This window comes from Streptomyces monticola (genome assembly GCF_042665355.1).
GTDB lineage: Bacteria > Actinomycetota > Actinomycetes > Streptomycetales > Streptomycetaceae > Streptomyces > Streptomyces monticola.
Genome location: NZ_JBHTCF010000003.1, coordinates 179,622 through 202,482, shown reverse-complemented (window position 1 = coordinate 202,482; position 22,861 = coordinate 179,622). Strand labels below are relative to the sequence as shown.

The following is a 22,861-nucleotide window of genomic DNA, read 5'->3' as shown; positions in this document are numbered from 1 at the left end:
ACGTGTGCGGCGAGATCTTTCCCCCGAGGTGACCGAAGTCCAAATTCCGCTCATGACCTGTTGGTGAAGCCGCAGACCGCCGAGCCGGGCCCGCTCCGACGAGGGTACGGAGAGGCCCGGCACGCGGTCCGCGAGCCCGTCAGTGCCCGGTGTCGCAGCAGCTTCCGGCACGCAGCCTGCGGCCGACCTCGTGCCAGTGCCCGGACTCCTCCTCGGCCGGCCCCGCCGACGCCGGAGCGGGGAAGGACGCCACCAACTCCCGCTGGTCGAACGGCACTCCACCGCGCAGCACCGACACCGTCCGCACCAGCGTGGCGAAGTCGCTGAACGGGTCGCCGTCCACCACCACGAGGTCGGCGCACTTGCCCGGCTCCAGGGTGCCCAGATCCCGCTCCGCGCCGAACACCCGCGCGGGCAGCGCCGTCGCCGTGCGCAGCGCCTGGGCGGGGGAGAGGCCGAAGCGGTGCAGGGCCCGCAGCGCCAGATGCAGATGCAGGCCCACCGCCACCAGCGGCTGGTCCGTGCCCAGAGCGACGAGGCCGCCGCCGTCCAGAATCCGCCGGTAGGTGCCCACCTCCCGTTCCAGGGTGGTCAGTTGGGCCTCACTGGGCGGCTTGCCCGCCGCCTCCCGCAGTGTGGCGGTGTCCCAGGGCGGCATCAGACGGGTGACGCGCGGATCCCGCACCAGCGCCGGGTCGGCCCCGACCAGCGGCCCGGCCGTGAAGGGGGTGGCCACCAGATGGAACCCGCCGTGCGTGTAGATCTCCGTGACATCCTGGCCCGAGCGGCCCGCGGCGGACATGGAACGCCCGAACTCCTGGCGCTGCGTAGCCTGCAGATGGGTCGTCAGGTCCTGGCCGTACTGCATGCCGGGAGAGAGCAGATGGCTGCCCGCACGCACCCCGAGTTCCTCGTGCGCGAACCGCGCGGCCTCGCGCATCACCCAGCCCGGGGCGCGTACATACGTCTTGACGAAGTCCCAGTCGAGCGCGGCGGCACGCCGCAGCGAGCGGCGCAGGCCCGCACGAGTGGCGTGCGCCCGGCCCATGCTGTACGACGGCCGTGCCCCGTCGAGGAGTTCACCCGTCGCGAGCAGCCGGGGCCCGGCCAGCTCTCCCGATGCCACCGCTTCGCGCAGCCGCGCCTGCTCGTAGGCGAACCCGCCGAACGACACTGCCGTGGTGATGCCGTACGCCAGCTGCAGCGCCGTCTGCCGCCCGCCGTACGTCGCCTGCCAAGGGTGCGTGTGCGCATCCCACAGGCCCGGAAGGACGGTGTGCGCGGACGCGTCGACCCGGCGCTCGGCGGCCCGCCCCGGCCGGTGCGGTTCGACGGCGGCGATCCGCCCGCCGCGCACCACCAGGTCGACGTCCTCACGGACCGAGTCGTCGCCGCCGGTGCCGTCCCACAGCCGCCCGGCATGCACCACGGTGTCCGCGGGCACGGGCCGCCGGTAGTCGAAGGGCACGCGCACGGTGCGGGTCCTGCCGTCCGCGATGTCGACGATCCGCAGCCGGCCCGCCGACACGTACAGGATGCGCCGGCCGTCCCCGGACCAGGAGGGGTGATCGGCGGCCTCGTCGGTCAGCCGGCGTGGCGGCCCGTCCGGGGTGCCGTCGGGGCGGACGGGCAGGACCCAGAGGGCGGACTCGACGATCAACGCGAAGTGACGGCCGTCGGGCGACCACACCGGGCCGCTGTCGTAGCGGTCGGAAACCGACTGGTGCGGTGCGACGGTGTGCAGCCGCGATGAGCCGTCCCGGGTGTCGACGATCCGCAGGGCGTTGTAGCCCTCGCGGAAGCGCTGGTTGATCCTGGCCAGATCGCACAGGGCCACATGGCGCCCGTCCGGTGACCAGCTGGGCCGCCCCGGCGCACCGCCCGCGCCGAGCACCGCGGCCACCTTGCGCTCCTGGCCGGTGGCGAGGTCGAGGACCATGAGGTTGTACGCCATGTCGAGGCTGGCGAGACGCCGCCCGTCCGGCGAGAGCGCGGGGTGCACCCGGCCCCCGGACACCAGCACCGTCTCCTTGCCCGACGCGAGGTCGCGGCGGCGCACTGCGTGCAGTCCGTCCCGGTCGTCGGCGTACACCAGTGACCGTCCGTCCCGGGCCCAGCTGGGCGCGAGGGGGTAGCGGGTGGCCGCCGAGCGCACGATCCGCCGTGGTGGGCGGCCGCCCGAAGTATCCGCCAGCCACAGGGAGTTGAGCGCCGCGAAGGCGACCTGGCGCCCGTCGGGGGAGAGCGCGGGCAGATGCACGGCGCGCACCGGGCGCTCGCCGCCCGCGTCCAGGTCGTAGCGCTTGACGCGATAGCGCGGCCGGTCGACCGAGAGCCCGCCGCGGAACTCCAACTCCTCGTACGCGTCGGGGGTTTCGGGCCGTACGAGCCGGAACCCGCCGTCGACGGTGAGCAGCAGCTCCTCGCGCGAGACCCAGCGCGGCGGCACCGGATGCACGTCGCCGGGCACGGGCATGTCCTCGCCGTCCACCACGAGGGTGCACGAGCCGCCCGGTGCGGGCGTGGTGCGCAGTACCGCGATCCGTCCGGCCGGGGACACGGCGGGGGCGAGCAGCTGGGAGCCCGTCCGCCGCTCGGCGTACACCTCGGTGACGGGCCCGGTGCCGTCGGCCCGCACGGCGGCGACCGTGCGGGCGTCGAGACCGGCGCCGGCGGGCAGCACGCGGGCGCGGACGAACAGCACCTGCTCACCGTCCGCGGAGAAGGCCGGGTCGAAGTCCTCCCAGGCGCCGCCCTGATGGGGCCCGTCCTGGCCCGGCACTCCGGTGAGTCGGGTCAGCTCACCGGAGGCGAGGTCGAGCACCCAGATCCGGTAGGGGCTGCCCTTCACCGGATCGCCGCCGCGCTCCGAGGCGAAGGCGAGCCGGGTGCCGTCGGGCGACCAGGCCGGGCCCCGGTCGTCCCAGGGGCCGTCGGTGCGCCGGGTCAGCGCCGAGCCGTCGGGGCGCAGGGTCCAGATGTGGAAGCCGCCGTCGCGGTACGCGCAGACGGCGAGGGTCCGCCCGTCGGGTGCGTACACCGGCCGGGTGGGTTCGAGATCCGCCGTCGTGAGCGGCTTCGCGCTGCCGCCGCCGCGGGGTAACGACCAGAGCATGCCCTGCACTTCGGCGATGAGGGCGCCGCCGGCGGGGGAGAGGGTGGCGGCGCCGTTGGTGGCGGCGGTGAAGGTGTACGGGACCTGCCTCGGTGCGGCGGCCGCGGTGCCCGGCCAGGTGGCGGTCGCGGCGGCGGTGGCCGCGGTGGCCGCCGTGGTCTGCAGGAAACGGCGCCTGGAGACTTCGGGGTGGGCGGCGGCCCGGTGGTTCGCGGCCTCCGGGTCCTCTGCGGTGGATCTGGCGGCGTCAGGGTTCTCCGCGACGTCAGAGCTGTCCAACGGTCCTCCCGGGTGCGGGGTCCGACCGGGTCGGTCGGCCGAATGCGTCCGGGCGAGTGTGCCCATGCATCCATGCCCCGGGAAAGATCGCCTCGAGTCATGACTGAGTCAATTGCCGGTGCGGCCGGGCGCGTTGGAGGCCGCGGTTCGCTCCGCAGCGGTTCCCCTGGACCGGTCTCAGGCCTTGGTGAGGGCCCGCTGGAGCAGCTCGTGCAGCGTGCGCCGCTGCCGTGGCGTCAGGGCGGCCAGCGGCGACTCGCCGCTCAGCAGCTCCAGGAGCCGCTCGCGCAGCGCACCGCCCTTGGCGGTGAGGACGAGCTGCCTGGCGCGGCGGTCGGTGGGGTGCGGACGGCGCTCGATGAGGTCCTGCTTCTCGAGCCGGTCGACCACGAAGGTGGCGTTGGAGGGCTCGCAGCCCATGCGCCCGGAGAGCTCCCTCATGGTCATCGGCCCGGACAGCTCACGCAGCGCGGTCGCCTGCGGAGCGGTGAGGTCCAATGCGGCGGCGCACACGCGGACATGCTCCGCGATCTGCTGCGCGAGCCCGTTCACCAGGCCGCACAGCTCACGTTCGGCCAGGGCCTGCGCATCGGCTTCGCCGTCCGCGCCGGCCTCCGTCGCCCGCCGTGTCTCCTGGTCCGTCATGGCCCCCATGCTAGCAAGTGCATCCAGTCGCAATATTGCAAGCTTGAATAGTTTGAGCTTGATGCATATCGTGCACGGGACATCGATACGGTGATCGGGCCCGAAGCGGTGCCCGCGAACACGGCGAAAGGAACCGGCCATGACCGTCAACTCCGCACGACAGCAAGGCGATGCGCAAGGGCAGGGCGACGAGGACCGGCTGCGGCGCCCCTCCCGGCAGCGCTCCCTGCAGCTCGGCGAACTGCGGCTGACCTACATACCGGACGGTGAGGTGGGGCTCCTCGCGCGCGGCTGGCTGCCCGACAGCACCGAGCAGGACTGGGGCGACACGTTCTCCGCGTACGTGAACGAAGCCGGCTATCTCACGGCGGGCATCGGCGGTCTGCTCGTGGAGCACGGCGAGCGGGCCCTGCTGATCGACGTCGGCTACGGGCCGAAGTCGGACCCCGCCATTCCGGACTTCCCGGTGGGGCCGACCCACGGCGGCGCGCTGCTCGACAATCTGGCCCGGGCCGGCCGCACCCCCGAGGAGATCGAGGCGGTGGCCTTCACGCATCTGCACACCGACCACATCGGCTGGGCCTGGCACCCGGCGCCCGGCAGCGACCGGCCCGCCTTCACGCGCGCCGAGTACCTCGTGGCCCAGGCCGAGTGGGCCGGGCGCGACCAGCTCCACGGGCACGGCACGAGCCCGGAGATCCTCGCGGTCCTCGCGCCCAAGGTGCGCACAGTCGCGGACGGCGAGGAGATCTTCCCCGGCGTACGCGTGCGACCCAGCGCGGGCCATACGCCGGGGCATGTCGCGTACGAGATCACCTCCGGCGGCCGCCGTGTGATCGTCCTCGGCGACGCCCTGCACACACCGGTCCAGATCGCCCGCCCCGACTGGCCCTCCGCCCCCGACGTGGACCGGGCCCAGTCGGCCCGCGCCCGCCGCGAGCTCGTCTCCGCACTCCTCGAACCCGGCACGATCGGCTTCGGCGTCCACTTCGCCGATGTCGTCTTCGGCGAGGTGCGAGACCACGGTGACGGTCCCGCCTGGCACCCGATCGAGGGCTGAGGGCGTACGGGACGGGCGGGTGCGCGGGCCGACCGGCCGGGCCTGGCGCGCCGGTCGAGGAACCGGCCGTCAGGGGCAGCCCGCGCCGTCACGTCCCGCGGCCCCGCGCCATGTCCCGCGGCCCCGCGCCATGTCCCGCGGCCCCGCGCCATGTCCCGCGGCCCCGCGTCATGTCTCGCGGCCCCGCGTCATGTCTCGCGGCCCCGCGTCACGTCTCGTCGAACTCCCGCGGGTCCCAGGCCAGTAGCCGTACCTGCGCCACCGTCCGGACATGCGCGCGCATCGCGGCCGAGGCCGCTTCGGGGTCTGCGGCGCGGATCGCGTCGAGGATGGCGCGGTGCTGTCCGAGGGAACGCTCGGGGCGGCCCGGCTGGCGAAGCGACTCGGTACGGCTCTCCGTGACCTGCCCGGAGATCTCCCGCATGAACTCCGCCAGCAGGGCACTGCGCGCGGCCGCGGTGACCGCCGCGTGGAACAGCCGGTCGCCCTCCACGCCGTGCCCGCCTCCGGCGATCTCCGTGCGCATCGTGTCCAGGGCGCGCTCCAGGGCCGCCAGATCCTCGTCCGAGCGCCGGGCGGCGGCGAGTTCGGCGAGTTTTGTCTCCAGGGCCTCGCGGGCGTCGAGCACGTCGGGCAGCAGCCGGCGGCGTCGTACGAGCTGCTCGACCGGCTCGGCGTCGAGGGTGTCGCGCCGCAGATACACCCCGCCGCCGTGCCGCGCCTCGACCAGGCCCTGCACTTCCAGGATGACCATGGCCTGCTTCACCGAGGCGCGGCTGACGCCCAGGCGCTGGGCCAGTTCGCGCTCGGCGGGCAGCCGGTCGCCGGTGCGCAGGCCCGCGTCGGCGGCGTAGGCACGTACGCGCTCGAGGACGCGCTCGTGCAGCCGCGGGCGGGCCACCGGGCGCAGGGGATCCGACACTGACTCCGCCTCTCGGTTCCGGCCGCCGCGGCCCTGTTCTGCTCCGGCGAGTCCCACGGCGTTCCGCTCCAGTGGGTCCAACAGCATTCCACCGCACCGCAGTTGATCGTGTGCGGTGTATTGACGATCCCGGCGATGCGCCGGAAAGTGGCTCAGCCACTCTTCCAATTCTACGTCCACGTCGCCCTGTTGAGACCGGGTCGCGCGGACGCCGGGCCGAGGACAGGAGCCCCCTTGTCCGCAGAGTTGATCTCGATTCTCGTCCTGGTGGCGGTGTTCGTCATCGCCACCACCCGCTCCATCAACATGGGGGCGCTGTCCTTCGCCGCGGCCTTCGTCGTCGGCACCTTCGTCGCGGACCTCGACGCCGACGGGGTGTTCAAGGGTTTTCCCGGTGACCTGTTCGTGGTCCTGGCCGGGGTGACCTATCTGTTCGCCATCGCGCGCGCCAACGGCACCACGGACTGGCTCGTGCACGCGGCGGTCCGCCTCGTGGGCGGCCGTGTGGCCCTCATCCCGTGGGTGATGTTCGCCGTGACGGCCGCGCTCACGGCGATCGGCGCGGTCAGCCCCGGCGCGGTCGCGATCGTCGCGCCGCTCGCCCTCGGCTTCGCCGCGCGGTACGGCATCAGCCCGCTCCTGATGGGCATCATGGTGGTCCACGGCGCACAGGCCGGCGGCTTCTCCCCGACCAGCGTGTACGGCTCCACGGTCAACAGCATCGTGGCCCGCGAGCAGCTGCCCGGCAACGAGGGCGTGCTGTTCCTCGCCAGTCTGGTCGTGAACACGGTCATCGCGGGAATCGTCTACGCCGTCCTGATCCGCCGTGGCAAGCCGGCGGTCACGGCCGCTTCGCCCGTGACGGAATCGGGGCCGGAAACGAGTCCGGAGCGGGAACCGGAGCCGGAACCGGAGCCGGAAGCGCCGCGCCTCGACGCCCCGCGTGCCGCCACCCTCGTGGGCCTGCTCGCCCTGGTCGTCGGCGCGCTCGCCTTCGACCTCGACGTCGGCCTCACCGCCATCACCGTGGCCGTACTCCTCAGTGCCGTATGGCCGCAGACCAGCAGGACCGCGGTCGCCGAGATCTCCTGGTCGACGGTCTTCCTGATCTGCGGAGTGCTCACCTATGTCGGTGTCCTGGACGAGATGGGCACCATCGACTACGCGGGCAACGCGGTCGGCGACATCGGCGTACCCCTCCTCGCGGCCCTGTTGCTCTGCTATGTCGGGGCGCTCGTCTCCGCGTTCGCCTCGTCCGTGGGCATCATGGGCGCGCTCATCCCGCTCGCGGTCCCGTTCCTCGCGGCGGGCGAGGTCGGCGCCGTCGGCATGATCGCGGCCCTTGCCGTCTCCGCGACGGTGGTCGACGTCAGTCCCTTCTCCACCAACGGTGCCCTGGTCCTCGCCAACGCCCCCGACGTCGACCGCGACCGCTTCTTCCGCCAACTGATGCTGTACGGGGCGGCGGTGGTCGCCCTCGCTCCGCCCGTCGTGTGGCTGGTCTTCGTGGTGCCGGGCTTCGGGTGAGGGCGTTCGCGTCCGCGTTCGCGGGGAGTGCGGGCCCGGGGCGGGACGGGGCGGGGCGGGGCGGTGGGTGCACCGATACCGGCGGTAACAAGGGCGCGCAAGAGTGTTGACTCCGATTCTGACCAGTCGGTAACTTCCGACTGTCCGTCAACTTCCCTGCTCCAGAGGCCTGTTGACGTGTCGTCATCCCATTGACGCGCCGCCGTCCGGCAGAGGGCGCGCCGGATGCAGAGGAGAACCGGATGCCGATCCGTGCACGCTCTCGCGTCGGAGGGCTGGCCGCCGTCGCGACCGCCGTGGCCGCGACCGCCGCCCTGGGGACGGCCGCCCCCGCCCACGCCGCCGCCACTGACCCCGCGGGCGCGGAACCACCCCTGCGCTATGTCGCCCTCGGCGACAGCTACAGCGCCGGGTCGGGCAACGTCCCCCTCGACCCGTCCGCGCCCCTGGCCTGCCTCCGCTCCACGGTCAACTACCCGCATGTCATCGCGGGCCGCACCGCCGCCCAGCTCACCGACGTCACCTGCGGCGGAGCCCAGACCGGGCACTTCACGAAGTCCCAATACCCCGGTGTGGCACCGCAGTTGGACGCCGTCACCGCCGACACCGAGCTGGTGACGCTGACCATCGGGGGCAACGACAACAACACGTTCATCAGCGCGATCCTCGCGTGCGGCTCGGCGGGACTGCTCTCCCTGGGCAAGGGCAACCCCTGCGAGAAGGCCCATGGCGACAGCTTCAAGCGGCAGATCGACGACAGCACCTACCCGGCGGTGCGCGAGAGTCTGCGGGCGATCCGGGCCAAGGCGCCGAACGCGCGGGTCGCGATCCTCGGCTACCCCTGGATCCTGCCGCCGAAGGCCGACCCCGCCTGCTTCGCCAAGATGCCGGTGGCCGAGGGTGACGTCCCGTATCTGCGTGATCTGCAGGCCCACCTGAACCGTGCCGTGCAGCGGGCCGCAGGGGAGACCGGTGCGACGTACGTGGACATGGCCCCCGTGTCCGAGGGGCGCGACGCCTGCAAGCCCGCCGGGACTCGCTGGGTCGAGCCGGTGTTCTTCGCCTCCAGCCTCGCCGTCGCCCACCCCAACGCGGCGGGTGAAGCGGCGATGGCCACGCAGACCCTCGACACGCTCGGCACCCTGGGCTGAGCCCGGCCGCTTCCGGCCCTGGCCGGCGCGTCGTCCCGACGGAACACCGTCGCCTCCCTGACTACGGAACACCACGATTTGCCTAAAGCCTTTAGGTAAATGCACACTGGGTGAAGCCGGAAGGGAGGACGGACGGACATGGCACGAGCAGGACTGACCGCGGAACGACTGACCCGGGCGGGCGCGGAGCTCGCCGATGAGGTCGGCTTCGACCAGGTGACCGTCTCGGCGCTCGCCCGGCGCTTCGATGTGAAGGTCGCGAGCCTGTACTCGCACGTCAAGAGTTCACAGGACCTCAAGACCCGGATCGCCCTGCTGGCCCTGGACGAGATGGCCGACCGGGTCGCCGCCGCCCTCGCCGGGCGGGCCGGCAAGGACGCCCTCGCCGCCTTCGCGAACGTCTACCGCGACTACGCCCATGAGCACCCGGGCCGCTATGCGGCGGCCCAGCTCAGGCTCGACCCGGAGACGGCGGCCGCCAGCGCCGGCGTCCGCCATGCCCAGATGACGCGGGCGGTCCTGCGCGGCTACGCCCTGACGGAACCGGACCAGACCCATGCGGTCCGGCTCCTCGGCAGTGTCTTCCACGGCTACATCAGCCTGGAGATGGGCGGCGGCTTCAGCCACAGCGCCCCCGACACGCAGGTGACCTGGTCGCGGACCCTGGACGCGCTCGACGCGCTGCTGCGGAACTGGCCGGAGTCCTGAGGCCACGCCCCACGGATGCCCCGGCCGCGGCACACGACTTCCAAGAGCTTGAACTTCCAAGAGCTTGAACTTGAACATGAACAGGCAGAAGCGCATGCACACCCCGGATACCCCGGATACCCCGTACGACCTGATCACCACACCCCTCACCGCATCCCGCGCCGCGGATCTCCTGCGCGGCGCCCTCGACCTGGAGCCCACCGAGCGCGGCGTGCTGCCGCACCGGCTGCCCGCCCGGGCCCGCGCCCAGTGCGCGGACGGCCAGCTGCACATGGCGGAGTCCCAGCCCTCCGGCGTCCGGCTCGTCTTCCGCAGCCGGGCCACGGTCGTCGAACTGGACACCCTGCCCACCAAGCGCGTCTACGTCGGTGCCCCGCCGCGGCCCGACGGTGTGTACGAGCTGCTCGTCGACGGCCGCCCGGCCGGCCGGGCCAGTGCGAGCGGCGGCAACACCGTCACCATCGACCTGGCCAACGGGTCCGCCGAGCACCGGCCGGGGCCCGTCGGCGCCCTCCGCTTCGCCGGTCTGCCCGACGGCGACAAGGACGTGGAGATCTGGCTGCCGCACAACGAGACCACCGAACTCGTCGCCCTGCGCACCGACGCCCCCGTGGAGCCGGTGCCGGACCGGGGCCGCAAGGTGTGGCTGCACCACGGCAGTTCGATCAGCCATGGCTCCGACGCGGCCGGCCCCACCACGACCTGGCCCGCACTGGCCGCCTCCCTCGGCGGTGTGGAACTGATCAACCTGGGCCTGGGCGGCAGCGCCCTGCTCGACCCGTTCACCGCACGCGCCATGCGGGACACCCGGGCGGACCTGATCAGCGTCAAGATCGGCATCAACATGGTCAACGCCGACCTGATGCGGCTGCGTGCCTTCGGCCCGGCCGTGCACGGTTTCCTCGACACCATCAGGGACGGACACCCGACGGCACCGCTGCTCGTCGTCGCGCCCATCCTCTGCCCGATCCACGAGGACACCCCGGGGCCCTGCGCCTTCGACTTCGGCGCGATGAGCGACGGGAAGCTGAGCTTCGTGGCCACGGGGGATCCCGAGGACCGCACCCGCCTGACGCTCAACGTCATCCGGCAGGAGCTCGCCCGTATCACCACGGAGCGCGCGGCCGACGACCCGAACCTGTACTACCTCGACGGCCGTGAGCTCTACGGCGAGGCGGACTTCGCCGAACTCCCGCTGCCCGACCAGCTCCACCCCGATGCCGCAGCGCACCGACGCATCGGCGAGCGTTTCGCCGAGCGCGCCTTCCACCCAGGCGGCGCCTTCGCGGACACCGCCGTGCGCAGCTGAACGGAGAAATGCAGTAATGCAGTACGGTGCGCAGTCCGCGGGCCCAATTGCCCGCGGAGTGCGCGCCGTTGGTAATTCAACGGCAAGCAGTGGGCCCTGCGACAGGGCATGGCCACCGCCGACGAGGGATGCCTCGTGGAGGCCGCCGAGCGGCGGGCCGGGCACCCGGGGCTGAGTGGGCCCGAGGTTCAACTCCTCGATGACGCCGTCGCGTTGGTGCTCGGTCTGGTGCAAGTCGCGTGAAGTGGCGGCGTACGACCTAGGGTTTCGGACATGACCTCGGACACGACGGCCGGCGCGACGGCGGACATCACTTCTGAAGAGGCGGAAGGCAAGCTGGGGGAGTGGATCGACGCCCTGCCCTCACTGCTTGAGGAGCTACGGACCGATCTGCCGGCCGACGACTTCCCCTTCGACTTCTCCACCGCGTCCCTGGGGCCGTTGGAGGAAGTGGTCCTGGGCAACTGGGACGCGGGCGACGAGTTCGACGCGGACTCACGGCTCCTGACCGGCGCCATGATGTACCTGGGGGAGACGCTGCTGCGGACCTGCGGCGGCTCCTGGGGCTGGCACGGCGAGATCGACCAGCCCGTCATCTGCCCGGACGAGGAGCTGGGGCTGCTGCCGCTCGCCCCGTTCCATCTGATCCACCACGCCGTGCAGGCGCGCACCGGTGAGGCGTTCGCCGTGATGGACGAGCACCTGCGAGAGGCCGTCGAGGCGTATCAGGAGCAGCACCCGGGGTGGCGGCCGACCCTGGACGACGGCCCCGCGCCCGAGTCGCCCGAAACACTCCTGGAGGAGTGGATCCGGGACATACCGCTCCTCATGGACCGGCTCCAAGGCGACCTTCTGCCCGACGACTTCCCCTTCGACCGCACGCCGGAATCCCTCACGGCCCTGGAGAGCTGCCTCCTTGACTTCTACGACCCCGCCGGCGGCATGGATCCGGATCCGGGGACGCATGCCGGGGCCGGGCCGGGGTACGTCGAGGCCGCCATGGCCTACCTCGGCGAAGTCCTGCTGCGGACGGCCGGCGGACACTGGGGCTGGCACATGAAGCAGGTCGGCGACTTCGAGGGCCAGCCCGTCGTCTGCCCCGACCCGGACCTCGGACTGCGGCCCGTGGCGCCGCTGCTGCTGATCTCGCACGCGCTGAGGGTCCGCACGGGCAGCGCGTTCACCGAAGAGATCGAACGGCTGCGACGCGCGATCGCCGAGCACCGGCAGGAGACCCCCGGCTGGGAGCCGGTCAAAACGCGCGCCGCGCAGTAGCCGGTCGAGCCCGCCCGTCGAGCGGCGGCCGTGCACGTACGACGGCGTGACAGCGCCATCCTCGGTGCCGGGCGCCGCGCCGCCCGTACCCCGCACGCGGACACCGTGCCCCTGTCGACCGGCGCCGCTGACCTGGGCCTTTACGCCCTGCGATGACCGCCGACGGGGCCGCCGCGGGGCATCGGCGACGGCGCAGATCAGGCCAGTTGCGCGAGAATCCCTCGCCCGGAGCCCGGATGGTTCCCTACGCTCCTGTGCAGTGCGGTGCCGGGGTGCGTTCCCCCGTCGTCCCCCGGCGCCGTGCTTCACACTCCATGGAAGAGCGCCCGCTACAGTGCGCCCGTGCGAGATCGCGGTATCGAGGTACAGCCCCTCGTCCGGCGTCGGGCCCAGCGCATCGGGCGCGCCGGAGAGCGATGGCTTGCCGAACTCCCCACTCTGGTAAGGGACGTGGCGGAGCTCTGGTCCCTCACTCTCGGGCCCGCACTGTCCGGAGGGTCAGCCGGCTACGTCGTCGCGGCGCGCACCCTCGACGGGCGGCGCGCCGTCCTCAAGGTCGCCCTGCCCGACCCCGACGCCGAGGCGCAGATCCACACCCTGCGCAGCGCCGGAGGCCACGGCTACGTACGGCTCCTGGCGTACGACATCGCCCGGCTGGCCATGCTGCAGGAGGAACTCGGCCCGCCGCTGTCCCGGCTCGGCCTCACCCCCGAGCGCCAGATCGGCATCCTGAGCGCCACACTGCGCCGGGCCTGGCAGATCCCCCGTTCTCAGGACGACGGCAGAGGCATTCGGGATGCCCGGGGCGTCCGGGACGTCAAGGACAAGGCCACCAGCCTGGCCGAGCTCGTCCGCGACCTGTGGCAGGAGCTCGACCACCCGTGCTCCACGGCCGCCTACGACCAGGCCATGACCTACGCCGAGCGGCGGGCCGCGGCGCACGCTCCGGAGCGGTGTGTGCTCGTCCACGGCGACCCGCACCCGGACAACGCCCTGCGGGCGCCCGCCGCCCGCGCAGGCGCCGAGAGCGGGTTCGTCTTCGTGGACCCCGACGGCTTCCCCGCGGACCCGGCGTACGACCTCGGCGTCGTCCTGCGCGACTGGTGCCCGGAACTCCTGGCGGGTGACGCGCCACGGCTCGCTCGCCGCTACTGTTCGCTCCTCGCGGACGAGACCGCCACGGATCCGCGCACGGTGTGGGAGTGGGGCTACCTCGAACGCGTCTCCACGGGGCTCTACCTCCTCGCCCACGGCGCGCACGACCGCGCCCGCCCGTTCCTCGCGACGGCGGAGCTCCTGGCGGAGCGGTAATCCGGGAGCGGAGGCCGCGGCCCCGCTTGTATCGTCGACGGTCCCTCGGCGGGCCCCGGCAGCAGGACGAGCGCGGGCCCGGCAGGGGTACTGCACCAGATGCGAAGGGACGTCATGACGATCACTGGGCCGACCACAGGTGACCTGCGCGAGCAGCGGGACCGCGCCCGCCGGGAGTACGACGAGCTGCTCACCCGCGGGCTCTCCTTCAACCTCACCCGGGGCAAGCCGTCGACCGCTCAACTCGACCTGTCCCAGGAGCTGTTGGAGCTGCCGGGAGCCGAGGGTCACACGGCGGCGGACGGATCGGACTGCCGTAACTACGGAGGCCTGCACGGACTGCCCGAGCTTCGGGAGATCTTCGCGGAACTGCTCCAGGTCCCGGCCGGGCAGCTGCTCGCCGCGGGCAACTCCAGCCTGGAGCTGATGCACGACTGCCTGGTGCACGCCATGCTCGGCAGGCTCCCCGGGGGGCAGGCGCGCTGGACCGACGAGGAGCGCGTCGCCTTCCTGTGCCCGGTGCCGGGATACGACCGGCACTTCGCGCTGTGCGAGCGGTTCGGCATCGAGATGATCAGTGTGCCGATGACCGACGAGGGGCCCGACATGGACGCCGTCGAGCGCCTGGTCGCCGAGGACCCCGCGATCAAGGGCATCTGGTGCGTGCCCAAGTACAGCAACCCGACCGGGGTGAGCTACAGCGACCGTGTCGTGGAACGCCTCGCCGCCATGCCGGCCGCGGCGCCGGATTTCCGGATTTTCTGGGACAACGCATACGCCGTGCACCACCTCACGGACGAGGAAGTGGAGGTCGCCGATGTGCTCGCCGCATGTGCGGAGCACGGGCACCCGGACAGGGCCTTTGTCTTCGGCTCCACTTCGAAGATCACCTTCGCCGGTGCCGGGGTCGGTTTCTTCGGCTCGTCCCCGGCCAACGTGGACTGGCTCCTCGCCCACAGCAGCAAGCGGTCGATCGGCCCGGACAAGGTCAACCAGCTGCGGCACGTCCGGTTCCTGCGGGACGCCGAGGGCGTACGCGCGCACATGCGGCGTCAACGTGCCCTGCTCCAGCCGAAGTTCGAGGCGGTGCAGCGCATCCTCGACAAGGAACTGGGCGGCACGGGCCTGGCCCGCTGGACGGAACCCGAGGGCGGCTACTTCATCACCCTGGACATCCTGGGCGGCGGCGCCGCCGACGTGGTCCGGCTCGCCGCGCAGGCCGGTATCGCCCTGACACCCGCCGGCGCCCCCTACCCGTACGGCAAGGACCCGCGGGACGAGACGATCAGGATCGCGCCGAGCTATCCCTCGCCGCAGGATCTGGAGGAGGCCGTCACCGGGCTCGCGATCTGTGCCCGCCTGGTCGGGTACGAGCGGGCCCTGGCGCGGTGAGCCGGCCGATCGGCCAGGTCATGTGACCGGCCGGTGGAGGGGCGGAGCCGAGGCCGGCTCGCGGACCATGAACACGTCCACCCCGTCCTCGGTCTCGACGCGGAAACCGTGCCGCTCGTACAGGCGCCGGGCCGGGCTGCCCCGCAGTACGTTCAGCCGGATCAGGACGTCGTCACGGTCGCAGGGTTCGAGGAGGTCGCGCAGCACCGCCGAACCGATGCCCCGGCCCTGCAGGGCGGGGTCGAGGTAGAAGTGCTCTAGCCAGTGGGTGTCCCCGGCCGGTCGCAGCGCCACGCAGCCGGCCAGGGCCCCGGCCACCTCGATCACCCAGGTGTGCTCCGGATCGAACCCGTCCCGCAGCCGCTGCCGCACCCTGTGCTCGTCGTACCGTCCGAGGCGCTCCAGATCCGCCCTCAGCGCCACGGCACGCAGCTCGGCCACCGTCTCGACATCCGCGGACGAGGCCGCCCGTATCTCCCAGTCCGCCATGATCGGGATGCTACCGGCCTGTTGGCCGGGCGGTGTCTGTCGCTGTGCGGGCCGCCGACGGCAGACTTCCGTCATGGACCTCACGGAGCACAGGGTGCCGGTGGCCGGCGGTGAAGTGCGGGCGGACGACGGTGGTACCGACGGCCTGCCGCTGGTGCTGCTGCACCCGGGCATCACGGATGCGCGGATCTGGGACCCGGTGCTGCCCCGGCTCGTGGCGGGGCACCGGGTGATCCGCTACGACGTACGGGGATTCGGGCGCTCGGCGCCGCCCACCGTGCCGTTCTCCCCGGTGAAGGACCTGGCGGCGGTCCTCGACCACTTCGAGGTGCCGCGGGCCGTTCTCGTCGGCTCCAGCCTGGGCGGCGCCACGGCCATCAGTCTCGCCCTGGACGACCCCGGCCGGGTGGCGGGCCTCGTTCTGCTGTGCCCGGGAGTGACCGGCTACGAGGGCCTCACCTCACCGGAGTTGATGGCGCAGATCGAGGCGCTGGCCACGGCCGGTGACATGGACGGCCTGGTGGAACTGTCGATGCGCACCTGGGCGGCGGCCGGCACCGCCCCGGACGCGGAGGCCGCCGCGCAGATCAGGGGCGCGATTCCGGCCTGGTTCACCAACCACGCCTTCCAGCAGGCCGACGCGCCCGCCTTCGACCGGCTCGGCGAACTGCGGATGCCCTGCCTCCTCGCCCTCGGTGAGCAGGACCAGCCCGAAGTGGTGCGCTGCAACGAGGAGATGGCCGCCCGTATCCCCGGCTGCCGGCTCGTCCGGCTGCCCACATGCGACCATCTGCCGACCCTGCGCGCACCCCAGGCGGTCTCCGAACTGATCCTCGGCCACTGCGACTCCCTGAAGTGAGCTCATGGCATTGGCCGTGGCAGCGACCTCACGCCCTGGCCGTGGCAGCGACCTCGCGCACTGCCCGTGGACCCCTGCGACGGCAACCGGCCCTGCCGAGGTCGGTCGGCCGGGCCGGTTGCGCCGGGGCGTGCCGGCACGGGGTTACGCGGCGTAGCCCTTCGGAGGGATCAGGGACGCGAGCTGGTCGAAGGAGAGCCAGTAGATCTGGTTGCCGGAGAAGGAGGCGGGGTCGGCTATGAGAACGCTGCGGTTGGCGTCGTCGTAGCCGATGACCGTGAAGTAGTGGTAGATCGTCTGGTCCGGCGGATACCCGGGCGGCTGGTTGCCGGGCGGCGCCACGATGTTGGTGACGAGCGGGTAGTTGTTGTCGACGTCGACGACGATGTCCTGCCACAGGAGATCCTTCTGCTCCTGCGACGGCGGGTCCTGGGGCAGGTACTTCGACTCGTACCAGCCCGTCCCGACGTGGGCGTTGAGTACGGCGGTGACCTGGCTTATGTCGTCCGTGCCGTTCTCCGTCGTGCCCAGCTGGGCCGCGAGATCGGCCTGGCTGGGAGGTCCGACCCGCGCGGACAGGGCGATCCTGGTCGCCGCCGGACCGCACCAGTAGCCGGTTTCCTGGACCTGGTACTCCACCTCCAGGGTCTTGGAGGCCGCCGTGTGCGTGGCCTTCGTACGCAGCCGTGAGCCGTCACGGCTCACCGTCACCTCGTCGGCCGACGCGCCCTCGAGCGCGGCCACACGGGAGACGGCCGCGGACGTCGAGGGGGCCGCGGCCGCCACACCTGCCGGGACGAGCAGTCCCGTGGCGGACAGGACGACGGTCACGGCGAGGGATCTGATACGCCTGCTGTGCATCGCGTACTCCTGCTCTTCGTGGGGGGTTTCGTGGGCGGGGAAAGGGAGTTGGGCGCGGTGGTCAGGGAATCGGCTCGACCGTGGGACCCTCGACGGCGAGCAGCTCGCGGGCGAAGCCCTCCCACTGGGCGTACGCGTCGGGATACGCCGAGACCTGCACGGCCTGCGCGGCGTCACCGGGCGGCATGGTCTCCCAGCCGGGTATCTGGATGAGCCCGGGGTTGCTGCCGAACGGGGCGACGCCGTAGAAGGACTTGGACGAGGTCGGCACATCCGTGATCTGCTCCGGTGTGCCCCAGCCGGTGCTCGGCCGCTGCTGGAAGATGCCGAGCGAGTCATGGTCGACGGGCACCGTGTAGTTGACGAACTTCGACTCCTGCATGGCCGTCATGAGGGCGATGACCAGGCCCTGTTCGGGAATCTGCGCGCCGTATCCGACACCGATCACGGTGCGGGCGTTGGCCCGCTCCTCGGGGCCGAGGTCGGCGGGCGTGCGGAACGTGCGGCGCAGCTCGGCTTCGGAAGCGGCCCGCAGCGCCTCGGCCGTCGCCCGGTCGGCCTTTCCGGTGGGGCGGAGCCCGTGCCGCTCCTGGAACCACTTCAGGCCGCGGGGTTCGTCCGCGGAGGCCGTCGCGGCGGCTCGTTGGGGTGGCGCGGCCTGCGCGCCCGTGGGGGCGGCGACCGGGACGCCCACGGCAAGTACTGTCGCGAGCATGACAAATCTGGGCATACGTGGAATGCGGTGGATGGCGGGGATGCGGGTGGGGGAACGCATCAGTGGTCCTCCGTAGGACGGCCTGTGGTGGGGGAGGCGACCTGGATCGCCCGTGGCCCTCGAACTGATCGGCGACCAGAGTGCTGTCGCGGCACGCCGGGCCGCAACGCATGAAAGCCCTGGCTTACGGCGCGTCAGAGACGTCACGGATGCCTGAAAAGCCGGAAGAGACAGGGAGAGTTGGTGCTATCCGACGGGCCCGCGTGCGCAGCTGAGGAGCAGGGCCCGGCCGGCCTCCGTCGCGACGTGCAGGGACCGGCCGCCGGCCCGCACCGTGGTCACCAGGCCCGCGGCCCGCAGTACGGCGACATGCTGGCTGATCGCCGGATGCGTCACTCCCAGGAGCCGGGCCAGCTCGACCGTGGAGCAGCCGGTGCGCACCGTGCGCAGCACCGCCGCCCGCGTCTGCCCGAGCAGTGGTCCGAGGGGGCCGGATTCGTCGCCGTGCCGGTCGCCCGGCGCGTCCCTGGCCCAGTCCGGTGCGTGCTGTACGGGATAGCCGAGTACCGGCGGCAGCTCCGCGTCCGCCAGCGTGAACGGGGTCGGCCAGCAGAAGAACGAGGGCTGCAACGTGAGCCCCCTGCCGTTGAGATGCAGCTCCTGATCCACCGGGTAGTCCACCTCAAGGACGGGCGGCCGCCACCGGATCTGCGGCCCGAGACCGGCGAGCAGGCCCTCTACCCCGCCGTCGAGCAGCGCGTGCAGACGCACGACACGGTCGGCGTCGACATGTGCCTGTATCCGGTGCCAGAACGGCGCGAGCGCCTCCAGGTGGTACGTGTGCACGGCGCGGCCCAGCTGCCGCAGCACTTCGGTGTCCCCACTCGCCAACGCGCCCGCCCAGCGCGGCAGTTCGCGTGCGGCGGCCATCCGCGTCAGGTCGGCGCGCAGCCGTGGCTGCGGAGTGCTCATCAGCGTGTCGACGGCCGCCCGCAACGTGCCGCGGTCGCCGGTGGTGGGGGTGAGGAAGTCCGGGGAGTAGCCGTGCGGCGGCAGCAGCGGCGACAGGAGCCGGCAACTGTCCGAGAGCCGTGGCCGCGCCCAGGTGCGCCACGCGCCGAACACCCTTGCCCCGTCGCGCCGTTGCAGCGTCTGCACGCTGTTGGCGATCTCCCACAGATGGTCGGGACCGGCGGCCACCTTGACCCGCGCCAGATCCTCGGACGTGAAGTGCACCCGCAGCATGGCCCCTCCCCGATGTGAGGCGTGCGTGTCCCTGCGGCGTCGGTCGGGCGCCGCGCGGAGCTCCTCAGGTGATCCCCCGCTCGCCGCCGCTGTCAAGACGGCCGGGGCGGCCTCCGCGTACAACTGATCGTGCCGCTCGTGTGTCACACCGGGCGAGGAGGGGGACTTGAGGCAGTCTGGCGGGATCTGACCGTCCTGCCGACACCGCGTCCCTGTGACCGCACCTCCGATGGTGACGTCCACGACCGATGGTGACGTCCACGACCGACCTAGGGGAACACTGATGCGCGCCCGCAACGCCCGCAATACCCGCACTATCCGCAACACCCGTACCGCCACTGCCCTGTTCACCGGAGCACTCCTTCTCACCGCAACCGGCGCGGGCACCGGAACCGCCGCTGCTGCTCCCGACGCGCTGCCCACCTGCCGCGAGGGCAAGGTGCGGGTGGCGGCCACCGGCGCCGCGACGGAGCCCGGCTCGCCCACGACCGTCCTCCGTATCAAGGTCACCAACACCGGGCCCAGGGCCTGTGCCGTCGACCGCGTGCCCACGGTGACCTTCGGCGAGCTCGACGGCGCTGCCCAGCCGGTGCCCGTGACGCAGAGCGCGCCCTATGAACTCGCCGCGGGCCGCAGCGCGTACGCCGCCGTCCGCACCATCGCCGACCCCGCGGACGCCAACGCCCGGAAGGTGGACTACGTGACCGCCGCGGCCGACCCTTCCCATCGGGGAGCCCGTTTCAGCGCGGCCGAACTCGGTTCCGCGGACGGTGTGCGGGTGTGGGAGCCGGTCACCTCGTGGTGGCACCGCACCCAGGCCGCGGCGGACCGCGCACTCGCCGCCGGGACGGTTCACTGAGCGGGACGGCCGAGGCAGCGGCAAGAGGCAAGAGGCAGAGGCAGAGAGTCGAGGAAAGGGGAACGGCATGAGCGACGACAGCACGGCGGGCTCGGCCGGCACGGACGGCAACGCGACCTACGGACGCAAGGCGTTCTCGCGGTCCAAGAGCCACTTCGCCGACCGCATCACGGCCGACGGCAGGGACGGCTGGCCGGTCGAGGCGGGACGCTACCGGCTCGTGGTCAGCAGGGCCTGCCCATGGGCGAGTCGCGCCCTGATCGCGCGCCGGCTGCTCGGCCTGGAGGACGCCCTGTCGCTCGCGGTCACCGACCCGATCCAGGACGACCGCAGTTGGCGCTTCACGCTCGACCCGGACGGCCGCGACCCGGTGCTCGGCATCCGCTATCTGCATGAGGCGTACGACGCACGGGAGAAGGACTACCCCGGCGGCGTGAGCGTCCCCGCCATCGTCGACGTGCCCAGCGGGCAACTGGTCACCAACGACTACCAGCAGATCACCCTGGACTTCACCACCGAGTGGAGCGCCCTGCACAGGACCGGCGCCCCAGACCTCTACCCCGAGCCGCTGCGGGCCGAGATCGACGAGGTGATGGACGGCATCTACCGGGACGTCAACAACGGTGTCTACCGCACCGGGTTCGCCCATGAGCAGAGCGAGTACGAGCGTGCCTGCCACGATGTGTTCCGCCGCCTCGAACAGGTCTCCCAGCGCCTCGCCGACCGCCGCTATCTGGTTGGAGAGACCATCACCGAGGCCGACATCAGGCTGTTCACGACGCTCGTACGGTTCGACGCCGTCTACCACGGCCACTTCAAGTGCAACCGCTACAAGCTGTCCGAGGACCCCGTCCTGTGGGCGTACGCCCGGGACCTGTACCAGACCCCGGGCTTCGGCGACACCGTGGACTTCGACCACATCAAGCGGCACTACTACCAGGTGCACACCGGCATCAACCCCACCGGCATCGTGCCCGTCGGACCCGATCTGCAGGGCTGGCTGACGCCGCATCACCGCGAGCAGCTCGGCGGCAGGCCCTTCGGCGACGGCACCCCGCCGGGCGCGTTGCGGTAAGCCCGCCTGCCGCCTGCCGCCTGCCGCCTGCCGCCTGCCGCCTGCCGCCTGCCGCCACCGCCCGCCGCCCGGCTACACGGGGTGCTCGACGATCTTGCCGTCGTCCAGCTCCAGGCGGCGGGTGACTTGTACCGCGTCGAGCATCCGCCGGTCGTGGGTGACCAGGAGCAGCGTGCCGCTGTACGAGTCGAGGGCCGACTCCAGCTGCTCGATGGCGGGCAGGTCGAGGTGGTTGGTGGGCTCGTCCAGGACCAGGAGGTTGACGCCGCGGCCCTGCAGGAGGGCAAGCGCGGCACGGGTGCGCTCGCCCGGTGAGAGCGTGCTCGCGGCGCGCAGCACATGAGCGGCCTTGAGCCCGAACTTGGCGAGGAGCGTGCGCACTTCGTCCGGCGTCGCGTCCGGTACGGCCATGCGGAACGCGTCGAGCAGCGACTCCGTTCCGTAGAACAGCGCACGGGCCTGGTCGACCTCGCCGACGACGACACCCGAGCCGAGCGCCGAGTGCCCGGCGTGCGGGGCGATCCGGCCGAGGAGCAGGCCGAGCAGGGTCGACTTGCCCGAGCCGTTGGCACCGGTGATCGCGACCCGGTCGGCCCAGTCGATCTGCAGGGTCGCCGGTCCGAGGGTGAACGTGCCGCGCCGCACCTCCGCGTCGCGCAGGGTGGCCACGATCGTGCCGGAGCGGGGCGCGGCGGCGATCTCCATGCGCAGCTCCCACTCCTTGCGGGGCTCCTCGACGGCGTCGAGCCGCTCGATGAGGCGCTCCGTGCGCCGCACCTTCGCGGCCTGGTTCTCGCTGCTCTCGGTGCGGGCCTTGCGCAGGATCTTGTCGTTGTCGGGGCTCTTGCGCATCGCGTTCCTGACGCCCTTCTCCGACCAGGAGCGCTGCATGTCGGCCCGTGCCTCCAGGGCGGACTTCTTGCCGGCGTACTCCTCGTACGCCTCGCGCGCGTGCCGGCGGGCGACCTCGCGCTCCTCCAGATAGGCGTCGTAGCCGCCGCCGTAGAGGGTGAACTGCTGCTGTGCCAGGTCGAGTTCGAGGACCTTGGTGACCGTACGGGCGAGGAACTCGCGGTCATGGCTGACGACGACGGCACCCGCGCGCAGCCCGCGGACGAACTCCTCGAGGCGGTCGAGGCCGGCCAGGTCGAGGTCGTTGGTCGGCTCGTCCAGGAGGAAGACGTCGTAGCGGGAGAGCAGCAGAGAGGCCAGTCCGGCCCTGGCGGCCTGGCCGCCCGACAGCGACGTCATGTCCTGGTCGAGTCCCACGTCGAGCCCCAGCGTGTCGGCGATCTGCTCCGAACGCTCCTCCAGGTCGGGACCGCCGAGGCCGAGCCATCGCTCCAGGCATACGGCGTACGCGTCATCCGCCCCCGGCGCCTGGTCGACGAGTGCCTGCGTGGCGTCGTCGAGGGCGCGCTGTGCGGCGGCGACGCCGGTGCGCCGGGCCAGGAAGTCCCGGACCGTCTCGCCCGGCCTGCGCTCGGGTTCCTGCGGCAGATGTCCGACGGCCGCGGTCGCGGGGGCGAGCTGTACGGTGCCCTCCTCGGGCCGTTCGAGCCCGGCGAGGATGCGCAGGAGCGTGGACTTGCCCGCCCCGTTGGCCCCGACGAGTCCGATGACGTCCCCGGGCGCGACCACCAGGCCGAGCTCGGTGAACAGGGAGCGGTCGCCGTGGCCGGCGGAGAGGTTCTTGGCGACGAGAGTTGCGGTCATGAGTGTCTGAGTGGCCCATCGTGCTGGTTCGGTCGTCGGTCGGCCGGGGGAGAGGCGACGGCCGGGGCGCCGCTCCGGCACTGAGAGCCGGACCGGGTTCCGCACCGAGGTCGCTCCACACGGAGGTCACGCGCGGGCACGGCGGCACGGTCGGCCGCGGTGGCGTGACGGGGGAGTACGGCCGACAGCCGACGGGGACAGTCGAGGCCGTACCGGTGTGGTGATCGCCCACCTCAGATGCGCAAGGTCCACCTCTATCGGAGACAACAGAACCGCAGGCCAGAGTAGACAACGTCGGGTCCTGCGGGCAACGGCATTCCCGTCGTGGGGGCGGGGAGGACATTTGTA

Annotated in this window: 20 protein-coding genes; 12 read left to right on the top strand and 8 right to left on the bottom strand. The window is 72.2% G+C overall.

The genetic code is table 11. From position 1 onward, the window contains the following. Window positions 1-139 precede the first annotated feature (139 nt). The gene (locus tag ACFQVC_RS09320) at window positions 140-3,460 is read right to left on the bottom strand and encodes an amidohydrolase family protein (RefSeq protein ID WP_381828811.1); all 3,321 of its coding nucleotides are present in this window, start codon (window positions 3,458-3,460) and stop codon (window positions 140-142) included. A gap of 111 nt (window positions 3,461-3,571) precedes the next feature. Further along, window positions 3,572-4,039, bottom strand: coding sequence for a MarR family winged helix-turn-helix transcriptional regulator (locus ACFQVC_RS09315; protein ID WP_381828809.1), 468 nt, complete (start codon window positions 4,037-4,039; stop codon window positions 3,572-3,574). Window positions 4,040-4,178: 139 nt separating this feature from the next. Between ACFQVC_RS09315 and ACFQVC_RS09310 the strand changes: the two genes are divergently transcribed. Continuing rightward, window positions 4,179-5,099 carry an MBL fold metallo-hydrolase gene (locus ACFQVC_RS09310; RefSeq protein WP_381828807.1) on the top strand — a complete coding sequence of 307 codons (921 nt, stop codon included), beginning with the start codon at window positions 4,179-4,181 and terminating at the stop codon, window positions 5,097-5,099. Between the two features lie 208 nt (window positions 5,100-5,307). On the opposite strand, the gene ACFQVC_RS09305 is transcribed toward ACFQVC_RS09310, so the two are convergent. After that, on the bottom strand, window positions 5,308-6,021 hold the full coding sequence (locus ACFQVC_RS09305; protein WP_381828805.1) for a FadR/GntR family transcriptional regulator: 714 nt from the start codon (window positions 6,019-6,021) through the stop codon (window positions 5,308-5,310). Between the two features lie 234 nt (window positions 6,022-6,255). On the opposite strand from ACFQVC_RS09305, the gene ACFQVC_RS09300 reads away from it, so the two are divergent. The 8 genes from ACFQVC_RS09300 (at window position 6,256) to ACFQVC_RS09265 (ending at window position 14,694) form a co-directional block, all read left to right on the top strand. Next, window positions 6,256-7,548 (top strand): SLC13 family permease, encoded by a 1,293-nt coding sequence (locus tag ACFQVC_RS09300; protein WP_381828803.1) that lies wholly within the window; start codon window positions 6,256-6,258, stop codon window positions 7,546-7,548. A gap of 242 nt (window positions 7,549-7,790) precedes the next feature. Further along, window positions 7,791-8,699 carry an SGNH/GDSL hydrolase family protein gene (locus tag ACFQVC_RS09295; protein ID WP_381828801.1) on the top strand — a complete coding sequence of 303 codons (909 nt, stop codon included), beginning with the start codon at window positions 7,791-7,793 and terminating at the stop codon, window positions 8,697-8,699. Window positions 8,700-8,837: 138 nt separating this feature from the next. Next, on the top strand, window positions 8,838-9,407 hold the full coding sequence (locus ACFQVC_RS09290; RefSeq protein WP_381828799.1) for a TetR/AcrR family transcriptional regulator: 570 nt from the start codon (window positions 8,838-8,840) through the stop codon (window positions 9,405-9,407). 94 nt (window positions 9,408-9,501) lie between these two features. Then, on the top strand, window positions 9,502-10,716 hold the full coding sequence (locus tag ACFQVC_RS09285) for a GDSL-type esterase/lipase family protein (protein WP_381828797.1): 1,215 nt from the start codon (window positions 9,502-9,504) through the stop codon (window positions 10,714-10,716). Between the two features lie 108 nt (window positions 10,717-10,824). Next, entirely contained in the window at window positions 10,825-10,959 is a 135-nt protein-coding gene (locus ACFQVC_RS09280; protein WP_381828795.1) for a hypothetical protein, read from the top strand. A gap of 30 nt (window positions 10,960-10,989) precedes the next feature. After that, window positions 10,990-11,991, top strand: a complete 1,002-nt coding sequence (locus ACFQVC_RS09275; RefSeq protein WP_381828793.1) for a hypothetical protein — start codon at window positions 10,990-10,992, stop codon at window positions 11,989-11,991. A gap of 342 nt (window positions 11,992-12,333) precedes the next feature. After that, a complete protein-coding gene (locus ACFQVC_RS09270) occupies window positions 12,334-13,302 on the top strand; it encodes an aminoglycoside phosphotransferase family protein (protein ID WP_381828791.1) in 969 nt (322 codons plus the stop codon). 114 nt (window positions 13,303-13,416) lie between these two features. Continuing rightward, window positions 13,417-14,694: an aspartate aminotransferase type Ic gene (locus tag ACFQVC_RS09265; RefSeq protein WP_381828789.1), complete on the top strand. Its 1,278-nt coding sequence runs from the start codon at window positions 13,417-13,419 to the stop codon at window positions 14,692-14,694. Between the two features lie 18 nt (window positions 14,695-14,712). Here the strand turns inward: ACFQVC_RS09265 and ACFQVC_RS09260 are convergent, their stop codons facing one another. Then, the gene (locus tag ACFQVC_RS09260; protein ID WP_381828787.1) at window positions 14,713-15,183 is read right to left on the bottom strand and encodes a GNAT family N-acetyltransferase; all 471 of its coding nucleotides are present in this window, start codon (window positions 15,181-15,183) and stop codon (window positions 14,713-14,715) included. A gap of 73 nt (window positions 15,184-15,256) precedes the next feature. Here ACFQVC_RS09260 and ACFQVC_RS09255 point away from each other — a divergent pair, with 73 nt between their 5' ends. Beyond that, window positions 15,257-16,042 (top strand): alpha/beta fold hydrolase, encoded by a 786-nt coding sequence (locus tag ACFQVC_RS09255; protein ID WP_381828785.1) that lies wholly within the window; start codon window positions 15,257-15,259, stop codon window positions 16,040-16,042. Between the two features lie 144 nt (window positions 16,043-16,186). Here the strand turns inward: ACFQVC_RS09255 and ACFQVC_RS09250 are convergent, their stop codons facing one another. The 3 genes from ACFQVC_RS09250 to ACFQVC_RS09240 form a co-directional block, all read right to left on the bottom strand. Then, window positions 16,187-16,903 (bottom strand): C39 family peptidase, encoded by a 717-nt coding sequence (locus ACFQVC_RS09250; protein WP_381828783.1) that lies wholly within the window; start codon window positions 16,901-16,903, stop codon window positions 16,187-16,189. Window positions 16,904-16,964: 61 nt separating this feature from the next. Further along, on the bottom strand, window positions 16,965-17,618 hold the full coding sequence (locus tag ACFQVC_RS09245; protein WP_381828781.1) for a peptidoglycan-binding domain-containing protein: 654 nt from the start codon (window positions 17,616-17,618) through the stop codon (window positions 16,965-16,967). A 246-nt stretch (window positions 17,619-17,864) separates the two neighbouring features. Further along, window positions 17,865-18,863, bottom strand: a complete 999-nt coding sequence (locus ACFQVC_RS09240; protein WP_381828779.1) for an ArsR/SmtB family transcription factor — start codon at window positions 18,861-18,863, stop codon at window positions 17,865-17,867. Between the two features lie 283 nt (window positions 18,864-19,146). Between ACFQVC_RS09240 and ACFQVC_RS09235 the strand changes: the two genes are divergently transcribed. Next, window positions 19,147-19,722, top strand: coding sequence for a DUF4232 domain-containing protein (locus tag ACFQVC_RS09235; protein WP_381828777.1), 576 nt, complete (start codon window positions 19,147-19,149; stop codon window positions 19,720-19,722). A gap of 67 nt (window positions 19,723-19,789) precedes the next feature. After that, window positions 19,790-20,797, top strand: coding sequence for a glutathione S-transferase family protein (locus tag ACFQVC_RS09230; protein WP_381828775.1), 1,008 nt, complete (start codon window positions 19,790-19,792; stop codon window positions 20,795-20,797). A gap of 72 nt (window positions 20,798-20,869) precedes the next feature. Here the strand turns inward: ACFQVC_RS09230 and ACFQVC_RS09225 are convergent, their stop codons facing one another. Next, a complete protein-coding gene (locus ACFQVC_RS09225) occupies window positions 20,870-22,513 on the bottom strand; it encodes an ABC-F family ATP-binding cassette domain-containing protein (RefSeq protein ID WP_381828774.1) in 1,644 nt (547 codons plus the stop codon). Window positions 22,514-22,861 lie beyond the last annotated feature (348 nt).

What these genes read in the sequence shown, in the direction of transcription:
- ACFQVC_RS09290 (WP_381828799.1), top strand. Translation starts at nt 8,838, where the DNA reads ATGGCACGAGCAGGACTGACCGCGGAACGACTGACCCGGGCGGGCGCG.
- ACFQVC_RS09285 (WP_381828797.1), top strand. Translation starts at nt 9,502, where the DNA reads ATGCACACCCCGGATACCCCGGATACCCCGTACGACCTGATCACCACA.
- ACFQVC_RS09280 (WP_381828795.1), top strand. Translation starts at nt 10,825, where the DNA reads ATGGCCACCGCCGACGAGGGATGCCTCGTGGAGGCCGCCGAGCGGCGG.
- ACFQVC_RS09235 (WP_381828777.1), top strand. Translation starts at nt 19,147, where the DNA reads ATGCGCGCCCGCAACGCCCGCAATACCCGCACTATCCGCAACACCCGT.
- ACFQVC_RS09230 (WP_381828775.1), top strand. Translation starts at nt 19,790, where the DNA reads ATGAGCGACGACAGCACGGCGGGCTCGGCCGGCACGGACGGCAACGCG.
- ACFQVC_RS09295 (WP_381828801.1), top strand. Translation starts at nt 7,791, where the DNA reads ATGCCGATCCGTGCACGCTCTCGCGTCGGAGGGCTGGCCGCCGTCGCG.
- ACFQVC_RS09320 (WP_381828811.1), bottom strand. Translation starts at nt 3,460, where the DNA reads ATGGGCACACTCGCCCGGACGCATTCGGCCGACCGACCCGGTCGGACC.
- ACFQVC_RS09225 (WP_381828774.1), bottom strand. Translation starts at nt 22,513, where the DNA reads ATGACCGCAACTCTCGTCGCCAAGAACCTCTCCGCCGGCCACGGCGAC.
- ACFQVC_RS09240 (WP_381828779.1), bottom strand. Translation starts at nt 18,863, where the DNA reads ATGCTGCGGGTGCACTTCACGTCCGAGGATCTGGCGCGGGTCAAGGTG.
- ACFQVC_RS09255 (WP_381828785.1), top strand. Translation starts at nt 15,257, where the DNA reads ATGGACCTCACGGAGCACAGGGTGCCGGTGGCCGGCGGTGAAGTGCGG.
- ACFQVC_RS09315 (WP_381828809.1), bottom strand. Translation starts at nt 4,039, where the DNA reads ATGACGGACCAGGAGACACGGCGGGCGACGGAGGCCGGCGCGGACGGC.
- ACFQVC_RS09310 (WP_381828807.1), top strand. Translation starts at nt 4,179, where the DNA reads ATGACCGTCAACTCCGCACGACAGCAAGGCGATGCGCAAGGGCAGGGC.
- ACFQVC_RS09250 (WP_381828783.1), bottom strand. Translation starts at nt 16,903, where the DNA reads ATGCACAGCAGGCGTATCAGATCCCTCGCCGTGACCGTCGTCCTGTCC.
- ACFQVC_RS09275 (WP_381828793.1), top strand. Translation starts at nt 10,990, where the DNA reads ATGACCTCGGACACGACGGCCGGCGCGACGGCGGACATCACTTCTGAA.
- ACFQVC_RS09245 (WP_381828781.1), bottom strand. Translation starts at nt 17,618, where the DNA reads ATGCTCGCGACAGTACTTGCCGTGGGCGTCCCGGTCGCCGCCCCCACG.
- ACFQVC_RS09265 (WP_381828789.1), top strand. Translation starts at nt 13,417, where the DNA reads ATGACGATCACTGGGCCGACCACAGGTGACCTGCGCGAGCAGCGGGAC.
- ACFQVC_RS09260 (WP_381828787.1), bottom strand. Translation starts at nt 15,183, where the DNA reads ATGGCGGACTGGGAGATACGGGCGGCCTCGTCCGCGGATGTCGAGACG.